The following is a 12,798-nucleotide window of genomic DNA, read 5'->3' on the forward strand; positions in this document are numbered from 1 at the left end:
ATCATGATCAAAAATTATCTCAAAATAGCGTGTCGCAATCTCTGGAAAAACAAACTTTTTTCATTAATCAATGTAATCAGTCTGTCCCTAAGTATGGCGGTTGGAGTTATAATTTTTACAGATGTTAAATCAACTTTCGATACAGACCATTTTCACCCAGAGTTAGATCAGATAATACGAATAATTACACAGGAAACTAGGGAGAAAGAACAGACAAAATGGGCTTCGGCCCCATTGGTATTAGCTTCTCATTTGGAAAATGTCTCTTTTATAGAAAATACGGTAAAAGTACGCATGGCTGGAAAATATAACCTCCAAACCGATAAAGGTGATGTCCCAATTGACATAAAATTTTCCGAGACTTCTTTTTTTGATGTTTTTGGTTTTAAACTTTTGGCGGGTAGTGTACAAAGCCTCAACAATCCCTCTACTTTATTTTTAACTGAAAAAACAGCAGAGAGGATATTTGGCGCTAGCAAGGCTCTTGGTCAAACTGTCAAATTAGAGAATTTAGGTTCCTATACTGTAGGTGGAATTATCCAAGATCCACCATTAAAAACACATTTGCCGATTGAAGCATTGCTCTCGATGAATTCGGCTAGAATGCTTGAGAAAGAAGGAAGAATTAGTAATATTTCAAATAATTGGGGAGATTTTAAAAGTTCAGCAGTTTACGCATATGTAAACTCCGAAAGTAATTTAAAACAGTTGAATGCAACATTGCAAAATTTTAATCGGAATTTGGTTGAAACTAATCTTCAATTCCTTGCGCAACCGATTGAAGATATAACACCTAGAAGTAATGATATATTTAATGATCGTGATGCGGGAAATAATTGGGAGAGTATAAAAATACAGCTATTTATTATTTTATCTCTAACCCTTTTATCAGCTTTCAACTATATCAGTTTATCTCTAGCCCGGGGTTTCTCAAGGGCGCAAGAGGTGGGGATTCGCAAAACCATTGGCGCTACAAGAAGACAAATTATCTTTCAATTTTTGGTGGAATCCACTATGGTTGCACTATTTGCAATATTCCTCACAGTCCCCTGTGTCTATTATTTAATGTATCATATTCCCGATATGGAATTGACCTTTTACTGGGATCCTATATTAATTGTAGGCTTGTTACTATACGCTGTGATCACAGGAATAGTTGCTGGGGCATTTCCATCATGGCTCTTGTCAATATTCAAACCGATTCAGGTTTTGCGTAAAATGCAAAATATACAGCTTTTCCGGGGTGTCACCATTTACAAAGCTGTGATTGTCTTACAATTTTCAGTGACTATTATGCTTATGATACTAGTCGTCATATTAGCCGATTATGAAATAAAAAATCACTCAATCATTAGCTCAACAGTGCCCCCCAATGTTTTGAAACTTGATTTAAAGGGTGAAAAGTATGAAACTCTGCAAAACGAAATAAGTCGGTTAGGTCAGGTGGAAACTACTTTGGCCACTAACTGGTATTTTAAACCAATTAAACTGGGTAAATCTACCGTAAAACTGAAAGATAAGAAACTGGGAATAAATTACGTAAGTATTGATCCAAAAACAATTGAAACTGAAGGTATCAAATTTAAATCGGGACACAACTTCCCTGACAATATACCTCACAATACTGAACAGTACGTACTTGTAAATGAAGCCGCTGTGAATTTATTGCGATCCGGTTCAGAGACTATCCTGGGCCATAATTTATTACTGGACTCTAATTATGTGCAAGTTATTGGTATCATGCCAAATGAAATTATTGGTGAAAGACGTCCAATAATTTATAGGTATTTGCCAAATGAAATAACCACCTTAATTATAAAAACAAAACCAAATACGGAATTGGCAGTCACCAAATCCATTCAATCCATTTGGACAGATAATTTTCCCGAGAAAACAACAAATCTTCAGAGTTTAAGGGATGATTATTCAAGCAGTAGAGAAAGAATAAGCTTTTTTGGATTCTTTGCCCTCGTAGTTTTCATAATTGCTGGTTTAGGTATCCTAGGCATAGCTAGCTATTCCGTGGAAAAACGTAAAAAAGAACTTGGTGTAAGATATGTTTTAGGAGCGAATAAAATAAAACTAGTATGGATAGCTACTAAAAATTTTGGTGTTCTAATGTTAATTGCCGGAGTTATTGGTATTCCTGCCGGTTTATTTGGAGGTAATATGATAAAACAGGACTTAGGCAGCAACCTTGTCGATTTGAGTTTTATAAATATAGGCATAGGATTTACTCTGGTTGTTATTCTTGGACTGCTGATTGTTTTATCTCAAACCATACGGGCAGGTCAAATTGAACCTGTAAAAATTTTAAAAGTTGAATAAATCATCATGATCAAGAATTATCTAAAAATCGCCTGGCGCAGTCTCTGGAAAGAGAAAACCTTTACGTTTCTAAACGTCTTCGGACTCTCCGTAGCGTTTGGAGCGGCCATCCTACTCTCTATGTATGCATTATTTGGACTTTCTTATAATCAATTTCATGAGAATGCAGATGATATCTACCAGGTATACCACACCTCATATACTCCCAAAGGACCGGAACCGGGAATCTCACAGCCGCTCCCCTTTGCGGCAGCCCTTCAGGATGAAGTTCCGGGAGTAGAAAAGATAACCCGCTTTAATGGCGGAGGTGTTTTGGCCAGTATCGGCGAAAATCAAGTGCATTTACAATCTGCCTTTGTAGATCCGGAATTTTTCTCCTTATTTACATTTCCGGTCACGAAGGGAGATCAAAATCCGGTAACCGGAAAATCCGAAGTTGCCCTTACGGAGAAAGCCGCAAATACACTTTTCGGAAAAGAAGAAGCGCTGGGAAAATCAGTCAACATTTTTATCGATGAGCAGGAAGTCCCCTTCACTGTTACTTCTATTTTGAAAAATATTCCTGAAGAAAGCAACATTGGATTTGATATCGCACTTAATTTTAAAAGTCAGCCCTACCACGCCTATGAAAGAAATATCGGAAGATGGGATAATTCCAATCATGAAGTATACCTGCAACTTGCCGAAGGAATTTCCACCGCTCAATTCGAAAAATCTACCCGTGATTTTTCAAAACTCCATTACAAAGACGAGATAGAAAATGCTAAAAGAGACGGTGCCAAAGCCAATGAAAATGGAGAGTTTATTCAGCAACGACTTCTATCTGTAAAAGATCTGAATTTCGTTAAGGTCGAAAACGGAATGGCAGTACCTAGCAGAACCTATCCTTACCTCATTTTAGGGATCGCCTTCCTTATTTTATTTATTGCTAGCGTGAATTTCATCAATATGAATATTGCTAAAAGTTCCCAGCGTCTTCGCGAGATCGGGATGCGTAAAACTCTTGGTGCCGGAAATTCTCAATTATTTTTTCAGTTCTGGGGAGAAAGTCTGCTGGTATTTCTAGGTGCATTATTAATCGGGCTATTTTTTTCCTATATTTTACTTGAACCTTTTCAAACACTTTTTAATACTCGTGCTTCTTTTGAAAATGTGATGAGCTTCCAGAACATCTTCGGGTTTATAGCTGCCATGGCTCTTATTACATTTATTGCAGGTGGATATCCGGCATTGTTATTAAGCAAACTCGGAACTTTAAAAGCACTAAAAGGCAAACTAAATATTAATGGCGGAAATGCCGTTCGTAACACTTTAATCGTCGTACAATTCAGCATTGCTATTTTATTGATTAGCGGAACGCTTGTTCTTTGGAATCAATTAGAATTCATGCGGAATAAAGACCTTGGCTTTAATAAAGAGCAGGTACTTTCCTTTCCGCTAAATGGGAAAAAAGAGGATTTCCGTGCCATGGAATTGCTTCGAAATGAGCTTAGCGATAAACCTGAAATTGTAAGTATCTCTGCCGGTAATAATATCCTTGGAATGGGAAAAGATCGTACTACCTCTACCAGTGTTTCCGGTTTTGAATATAAAGGCCGCCAGGTAAAAACCAATATGCTGGCAGTGGACTACGATTATCCCGAAACCGTAGGTCTTGAAGTTATAAACGGAAGAAGTTTTGAAAAATCACGGCCTTCAGATACCACTGCGGTAGTGATTAACGAAACTATGGCCAGGGAACTAAATGAAAAACAAATTTTATCTACTCAGCTTGATCTTGGTGATAGTATTCCCTACTCGGTTATTGGAGTGGTAAAAGATTTCAATTTTCAGTCTCTGGATAAGGAAGTAGAGCCTCTTACTATTTTCTTAAAACCAAAATGGAATATGCGGTATGCTTTTGTAAAAGTAGCGCCTCAAAATCTTACCGGTTCTTACAATGAGGTGAAAAGCGCCTGGAATAAAATTGAACCAAATTCTGAGTTTCTGGGTTCTTTTCTAGATGAAAATATAGACCGCACACTTCAAAAAGAAAGAAGTATGACAACGATGATCACCACCGGTTCTATCATCGCAATCATACTTAGCTGCGTTGGTTTGTTTGCCATCTCGCTCCTAGTTGTTTCTCAACGTAGGAAAGAAATTGGAATTCGCAAGGTGGTAGGTGCCAGTGTGAGTAAACTCACCATCATGCTTACTTCAGATTTTTTAAAACTTGTTGGTATTGCCTTTTTGATCGCGACCCCAATTGCTTGGTATTTCAGCAGTGAATGGCTTCAGAATTATCCTTACCGAATGAATTTAAGCCTGTGGATTTTTGCCGCTGCCGGAATCATTGCGTTATTCATAGCCGTACTAACCATTAGTTTTAGAACCATTCGTGCTGCTATGCAAAATCCGGTTAAATCTTTAAGAACCGAATAATTATGTTTAGAACTCATTTGAAAATAGCATATCGAAATTTATTGAAAAACAGAACGTATTCTCTGATCAACATCATTGGACTTAGCATAGGACTAGCTGCCAGTCTTTGTGTAATTACCGTTCTCATTGATGAATCCTCATTTGATAAAGATTGGACTAAGGCAGATCAGATTTTTAGATTAAATACGATTACTACAAGAGATGGAGAGTTTGTAGAAAAAGGAGATTATGCACTCTCAGGTATGCAAACCGCTCTTGCTGGTTTCCCAGAAGTAGATGCAGTAAGTCCTGTAAATTTATATGAAACTAATTTCAATTTTGAGGGTGTTCAGGGAAGTGGGATCAATACACAGGTTCTATCTGCCAACCCGGATTTTCTAGATATTTTTAATATTCAAATTACTTCGGGGAATCCAGCAAATCTTACTTCAGGGATGACCAATATTGTGATTTCGGAATCATTCTCTAAAAAATTTTTCACCGAAATGGATCCTGTCGGGAAAATTATTGAAGATTTTAGCGCGTATGGTGAAAAACCAGGAGAATATCTAATTACCGGGATATTCAAAGATCTTCCTGCTAATTCACATCTAAAAGCCAACATACTTTCTCTAAGAGAAGCTTCTGCAACACCACTCAATAAGAATCAGTTTGGAATGTTCCAGACATTTTATTTAACCTTAAAAAAGGGTACTAATAAGGCTAGTTTCGAATCCAAATTCAATAAATGGTATGCAAATTATGTTGAAGTTGATCACCCGGATAAATTTGAACTTCAGGGAATAAAGGATATTTATTTACATTCAGAGTTTGCCACTAATCAAACATTTAAAGGTAGCGCAGAGAAATTATATATACTGGGCGGGATAGCAATTTTACTTTTGGTCATTGCCTGCATCAACTACATTAACCTTACCACTGCCAGGGCTGCTCACAAGTTGCAGGAAAACGGAATAAGAAAAATACTTGGTGCCAAAAGATTTCAGCTTGTCAGCCAGTATTTAGCAGAATCTACCCTATTTTTCTTTATCTCTGGAGTGCTCGCATTTATAATCTATGCACTAAGTCTCGCAGGCATCGAATCCTATATAGGTCATTCATTAGTTCTAACTTTCACTGCAAATCCTTTACTTTTCTTATCTGCGTTATTAGGTATAATTGCATTAAGTATTGTGACCGGATTATATCCTGCGATGTTGATATCCGGAATCAAACCAACAGCATCGCTTCACAAAAAATTTCTAAACAATGCTGCGTCTAATGGTCATCCCATAAGGAAAGTCCTGGTTATTTTTCAATTTTCAATTTCCCTGATTGTCTTAATCGCCATGATTATAGTTAATCAACAGGTAGAACTTTTAAAGACCAAGGACATAGGTTTTAATCCTCAGGATCTTATAAGTACTAACTACGCTACCTGGGATGGAAAAGGAGAAACTTTTAAAAATGAGCTCTTATCAAATCCATATGTTGAAAATGTGAGCATTTCTTCCTGGGTTCCATCAAACGGAGGTGGGAACATGCATAGAAAAATTGAAGATCCGCTGAATCCGAATAAGGAAATACAGGTATGGTACTTATTTGGAGATTCAGATTTAGCCCGAACTTTAGGTCTGGAGCTTCATAAAGGAAGATTTCTGAACAAAAATTTTAGTTATGACGCTGCAGACAGTAGTTTTTCTAACATATCTGATTCTACTGGTACTTCCAAATCCATGAGATCTGCCCTGATTACCGCTCAAACATCTGAACTTCTGCAAATAAAACAATTAGATAAAATCAATAAATCTCTGGAAACTACTCCTGTTGGCATTATCAATAATTTCAACAATGAAGACTTGAGAACAGAAGCAAAACCTGTAGTGATCCAAGCTGATAAAAACCCTGATCGTGGAGCCATGCTCATAAAGATCAAACCTAGTTCTGAACCAAAGGTAATTGCCGAGATTAACAAATTATGGCAGAAATTTTATCCGTATAAATTATTAGAACTTAATAATGTTTCTGAACAGCTGCAAAAGCAGTACTTGGCTGAGACCAAACTTCTTCAGTTTTTTAGCTTTTTTGGTGCTCTCACTTTATTTCTTGCTGCCCTTGGAGTTTTTGGTCTTATAGTTCAAATCACGGAACAACGCGTAAAAGAAATTGGTATTCGTAAGGTTTTGGGAGCATCTGTAAATTCCATCATTATACTTTTTTCCACGGATTTTTTAAAAATTGTAATAATTGCCATACTAATAGCATCCCCCATAGCCTGGTATGCTATGAGCCTATGGCTTCAAAATTATGCCTATCGTGTGGAGATGCAATGGTGGTATTTCGCTCTCGCTTCCGTTATAGTTACTGGGATTGCCCTATTAACAGTAGGAACTCAATCTGCAAGGAAATCATACGCAAACCCGGCAGATAATTTAAGAACCGAATAATTCCTGAGATATGATCAAACATCATTTTAAAATAGCCTGGAGAAGTCTATGGAATACAAAATCATATACTTTTATAAATATCGTGGGATTGTCTGCTGGTCTGGCTAGTTTTATAATCGTGCTTTTGTATCTCAATTATGAGCTAAGCTACGATACCTGGTCTCCGGAACTGGAGAATGTCTACCGTGTGGGCATGGAAAATGACGGTGATGTACAAAATCAAACTCCTGCACCATTAGCTTCATTTCTAGGCAAAAAGTATCCAAAGATCGAGGCGTCCACCTCTATGCAGGGAGCCGGGGAATATGAAGTTCTCATAAGTACAGCAGGTAAAAGCGTTTATTACAAAGGTTTTGCATCTGCAGACTCACTTTTTTTAAAGGTTTTCCCATATCAACTTATACAGGGTGAACGAAGTACTGCGCTAAATCCTCCAAATTCAGTCATTCTAAGTAAGGAACTCGCTACCACTCTTTTTGGTGAAACCAATCCTATGGGACAAACCGTCAAAGTTTTTGATGCCATGGAGGGAGTGGTGACGGGAATTATTCAATTACCAAAGACACCTTCTCACCGTCCGGTTCATTTAATCATGCGGGATCCATATGAGAAACAGAATTTTTTCTGGAATAATCATTCCTACGAGACCTATATCAAAGTAAATCAAAACATAGCTTCTACGCAGCTGGAAGAAGAACTTAATCGTTTTTATTTTGAAGAGAGAATAAAAAAAACCGAAGAACTAAATGAGGCTTATTTAGAGACAGGGGATAAATTCACACTTTTCACGGACGCAGTACCGGATATTCAGAATTTTTCAAAATACGGTACAAGGAACATTAAAACTTTATCTATACTCTTTATACTTGCGGTCTTGCTGCTACTTGCCGGAGCTATTAACTTCAGTAATCTCAACGTTGCGAAATCTATAGGCCGGGCTAAAGAGGTTGGAGTAAGAAAAGTACTTGGGTCAGGTAAAAGAAATCTTGTTTTTCAGTTCATGGCAGAAACAGCACTTCAATGCATGATTAGTTTTGTTATTGCTGCTGTATTAATTTTGTTGTTTCTACCCTATGTAAACAACGCTCTAAATCTTCAGCTTAGTTTCTGGCAGCAAAATTCCTGGGGGCTTTTAGGGCAAATAGGAATCTGTCTAATAGTGATCATACTACTTTCTGGGATTTACCCATCATTTTATCTTTCAAGATTTAATATCATCAATGTTTTAAAAGATAATTTTTCTGGCGGAAATAAACGGACAGGGCTTCGGAATGTCTTGCTGGTATTTCAATTTGTGGTAACCGCTTTTTTTATTGTCGCCATTTTAGGAGTAAATAAGCAGCTTGATTTTATGCAACGTGCTGATAAAGGCTTCTCCGAAGACCAGATATTGCGAATAGAAACCACACAGGCAACTCGTGAACAGGGATTCCAGAAAACCAGAAGAGAATTGCTGGCTATTCCCGGAGTGAGCAATGTTGTTAAAACTACCACGGTTCCAGGCGATAAAATTGCTGATTCCTCTACCTACAATTTTGAATTTCAGGGAGAAAAGATACGCATGGGATCGGTAAAAGTAAGTACAGATTATTTCGAGGCGTTAGAAGTCCCTTTGATAAATGGCAGGTATTTTAATGAAAGTTATGCCGATCAAAATACGCGGAGTGCTATTATCAATCAAACTGCTGCTAGAAAATTGGGCGTAGGCAATCCGCTGGGAAAAACCATCTCGTTTGGTGGCTGTGATGAAGGTGATGTGAACATAGTGGGAGTTGTGAAAGACATTAATGTGCACGGATTTGAAACTGCTATAAAACCTATGGCCTATACTATAGAAAATAAAGCCTGTATGTATCAATCTGGCGGAGCCATTTTATTGAAGTTAAAGTCAGATAAAGTACAGGCCACAGTTGCTGCAATTTCCAGTACATGGAAATCTATAGAACCAAATTTTCCTATTCGCTATACTTTTCTGGACAGCAATTTTCAGGAATTATTTATCTCCTACTTCAGGCTTCAAAAAATCCTGAATTTCTTCGGAATTGTCGCTATTCTAATTTCAGTCATGGGATTATTTGCTCTCACTGCTTTCACAATTAAACAAAGGGATAAAGAAATTGGCATTCGGAAAGTCCTGGGCGCTACGGTCTCAAGTATTGTGGCTCTTATTACCAAAGATTTTATCATGCTACTAATGCTGGCTATACTCATTGCGATCCCTCTGGGTTGGTATGCGATGGATAAATGGCTTGAAAATTTCGCCTATAAAACCCAGCTCAACTGGTGGATATTTATCGTGGCAGCAGTTTTTATTTTTGGAATAGCAGTATTAACGGTAAGTATGAAAACTATTAGAACCGCTATGAAAAACCCGGTTAAAAGTTTAAGAACTGAATAATCTTCAACACTATTCGTCATGATTCGAAATTATTTAAAAACAGGCTGGAGGAATATCGAAAAAAACAAAGGCACGTCTACAGTTAATATTGCTGGCCTTGCATTGGGAATAGCATCAGTGATCATGATCATGCTATATGTTTCTGACGAATTGAGCTATGACCGGTTCAACAAAAAAGCTGACAGGATTGTTAGGGTTGTATTCAATGCCAATGTTAATGGCGAAGAGATGAAGGAAGCCGTAGTTATGGCTCCCGTGGCACAAACATTAAAAAATGATCTACCGGAAGTTGTTGATGCCACGCGTCTTGCGAAATCTTATAATAACAGGCTTGATTATAACGGATCTTACTATGGCCAGAGCAGTTTAGGGTATGTAGATCCTAACTTCTTCGATGTCTTTACCCTCCCAATTACCAGCGGAAATAAAAATAACCCTCTGAATAAGCCGAATTCAGTAGTTATATCTGAAACTCTAGCGAAAAATATCTTTGGAAATGCAGATCCTGTTGGAAAAATAATTACTGTCACTAACCGAGATGAACAACTAAATGTTTCTGCGGTAATGCAAGATATTCCTGAAAATTCGCATTTCCATTTTGATCTGCTCGTTTCAACATTGGGTTATGCCCAGGCCAGAAAAACCAGCTGGATGGAATCTGATTTTTTTACTTATCTGGTTCTGAAGGAAGGGGTCGCTATTAGCGAAGTTGAAGCTAAACTTCCCGCGATCAATAAGAAATATATGGGTCCGCAAATGATGGATGCCATCGGGATGTCTTATGACGAATTTCAGAAAGACAACAGCATTGGACTCTTTCTGCAACCTTTAACAGATATACATTTACATTCAGATTTTTCTGATTCTACCACGCTGGAACAAGGCGGAGATATCAAATACATCTATATTTTTAGCGCTATTGCCATTTTTATGTTGGTGATTGCATGTATCAATTTTATGAACCTGGCCACAGCTTCAGCTTCGAAAAGATCTAAAGAAGTTGGAATACGAAAGGTGCTGGGTTCTAATAAAAATCAATTGATTTATCAATTTCTGGCAGAAGCCTTTATTTCCACCTTGGTCGCCACTATTCTGGCTATCGTCCTTTTCCTACTTACGCTTCCTTTTTTCAATCAACTGGCAGGAAAAGCGATAGAATTCTCCTCTCTTTTAAAACCCGGCTACCTTTTATCTCTTTTCGGACTGATCCTCCTTATCACTATTCTGGCGGGCAGTTATCCGGCCTTTTACCTTTCATCATTTAATCCACTGAATGCTTTAAAAGCTAAATTTTCAGGAAACGGCAAAGGCTCCGGAATTCGAAGCGGCCTGGTAATCTTCCAGTTTGTGATTTCCGCAGGACTTATAGTCGCGACTTTGGTGGTTAGAGAACAGATGAATTATATTCAGAATAAAGACCTGGGATATCAAAAAGATCAGCTACTCGTAGTTCGAAATACCTATCTGCTGCAAAACAACGAAGATAATTTTATACAGGAAATTGAAAATGATCCGCGAGTGGCCAGTGTTACACATTCGGCGTTTGTTCCGGCCGGAGAAAGTGATAACGAGGTTGGCGGAATTTTCCAGAATGGTGAATTTCTTCGGCGCATGTATTTTTACAATATAGACGAGAACTACATTCCAACCATGGGCATGAATTTACTGCAGGGAAGGAATTTTTCGGACGAATTCGGAAACGAAAGCAATAAGGTGATCATTAATGAAAAGGCGGCAGAGATTCTTGGCTTCGGAAAAGATGCCGTGGGAAAAACATTTCAGCGTGATACCAATGAAGGTCTTCGAGATATCACTGTTATTGGAGTTATTCAGAATTTCAACTGGAAATCTCTTCACCAGGAAATTGAACCACTTATTCTAAAAAAGAATCCATACGGTGGTATTATTATTCGATCAAAAACAGCAGATATGTCTGGGGTTATTGAGAATTTGGACCTCATATGGAATCAATTCCATCCCAAAGAAGCACTGGACTACAGTGTACTGGATGATGCTTATAACTACACCTATATCAAAGAACGTAAAATGGGAACCATTCTCACACATTTTGCAGTTCTAACCATTATTGTGGCCTGTTTAGGCTTATTCGGACTCGTGACGTTTACTTCTGAACAACGATTTAAAGAAATAGGGATAAGGAAAGTACTGGGTTCTTCAGCAACACAAATCGTAGCCTTGCTATCTAAAGATTTTATAAAACTGGTGGGGATTTCATTTGTCATCGCTTTTCCCCTCAGTTATTACCTGATGAATAAGTGGTTACAGGATTTCGCTTACCGAATAGACATTCAATGGCAGTTATTCCTGCTGGCAGCGGTCATTACTATGGGAATCGCATTTTTAACCATCGGAATTAAAAGTTTTAAAGCTGCCTGCGCCAATCCAATAAAAAGTTTGAAAACCGAATAAAAATAACAAATATGAAAAAATTAATCTTAACTCAGAATAAAATGCTCATTACTTTAATTGTAGCCCTTTTAAGTTTCGGTCTATCTAATGCACAATCTGAAACTGTGGAAGTTTCCAGTTTTTCAGAAGTCACCATAAGTCCTTATATAAAAGTGGATTTTAAACAAGCTGGTACCGAATCGGTAATTATTCAGAATACAAAAGTAGATCGCGAAAAGATCAATATTGAGGTGGAAGGTAAAGAACTTCATATCTACCTGGAAGACGCAAAGATCGTTGCCAAAGAAGAGGAAGTGAAGGTAAACGGGCGTGAAATGGATCGTTCTATTTATAATGGTACGGAGGTTCACATCACCGTCAACTACAAAAATCTGGAAGCTGTGGAAATACGCAGTGAAGAAATCATCAATTTTGAAGATGCCATCAGCGTAAAAGATTTTGACCTTGATATTTACGGCTCACCTAAAGTATATTTTGAAAGTATTACTGCAGATGATTTTAAAGTAGCCATTTATGGAGAAAGTTACCTGGAAGTGAAAGCTGGTAATGTTGATTTTCAGCGCTATCGATGCTACGGAAAAAGCGAGGTAAATGCAATTGATCTTCAATCTTCGGAAACCAAAATTGCTGCTTACGGCAACAATCATATCGTAGTAAATGTTTCTGAAAAACTGAAGGTTTCAGCTTTTGGAGAAGCCCGAATTCAGTACAAAGGGGATGCAAAAGTGAATGACGGACTCAAAATAGGAGAAACCGTGGTTCAGAAAATCGATTAAATCTTTTATAAAATCA

The 12,798-nt window shown here is 37.7% G+C and carries 6 protein-coding genes; all 6 read left to right on the top strand.

Annotated features, from left to right (window positions below; all coding sequences use genetic code 11):
- The first annotated feature begins 3 nt into the window (after positions 1-3).
- The 6 genes from LGQ90_RS04575 to LGQ90_RS04600 are packed head-to-tail and all read left to right on the top strand — an operon-like array spanning position 4 to position 12,782.
- Entirely contained in the window at positions 4-2,328 is a 2,325-nt protein-coding gene (locus LGQ90_RS04575) for an ABC transporter permease (RefSeq protein WP_229338620.1), read from the top strand.
- A 6-nt stretch (positions 2,329-2,334) separates the two neighbouring features.
- Positions 2,335-4,752 (top strand): ABC transporter permease, encoded by a 2,418-nt coding sequence (locus LGQ90_RS04580; protein ID WP_229338622.1) that lies wholly within the window; start codon positions 2,335-2,337, stop codon positions 4,750-4,752.
- Positions 4,753-4,793: 41 nt separating this feature from the next.
- Positions 4,794-7,178: an ABC transporter permease gene (locus LGQ90_RS04585; RefSeq protein WP_229338625.1), complete on the top strand. Its 2,385-nt coding sequence runs from the start codon at positions 4,794-4,796 to the stop codon at positions 7,176-7,178.
- A gap of 10 nt (positions 7,179-7,188) precedes the next feature.
- Positions 7,189-9,576: an ABC transporter permease gene (locus tag LGQ90_RS04590; RefSeq protein WP_229338628.1), complete on the top strand. Its 2,388-nt coding sequence runs from the start codon at positions 7,189-7,191 to the stop codon at positions 9,574-9,576.
- A gap of 18 nt (positions 9,577-9,594) precedes the next feature.
- Positions 9,595-12,006, top strand: a complete 2,412-nt coding sequence (locus LGQ90_RS04595; RefSeq protein ID WP_229338631.1) for an ABC transporter permease — start codon at positions 9,595-9,597, stop codon at positions 12,004-12,006.
- 11 nt (positions 12,007-12,017) lie between these two features.
- Positions 12,018-12,782: a head GIN domain-containing protein gene (locus LGQ90_RS04600; protein ID WP_229338634.1), complete on the top strand. Its 765-nt coding sequence runs from the start codon at positions 12,018-12,020 to the stop codon at positions 12,780-12,782.
- Positions 12,783-12,798 lie beyond the last annotated feature (16 nt).

Source organism: Christiangramia sediminis (assembly GCF_020552705.1).
Lineage (GTDB): Bacteria > Bacteroidota > Bacteroidia > Flavobacteriales > Flavobacteriaceae > Christiangramia > Christiangramia sediminis.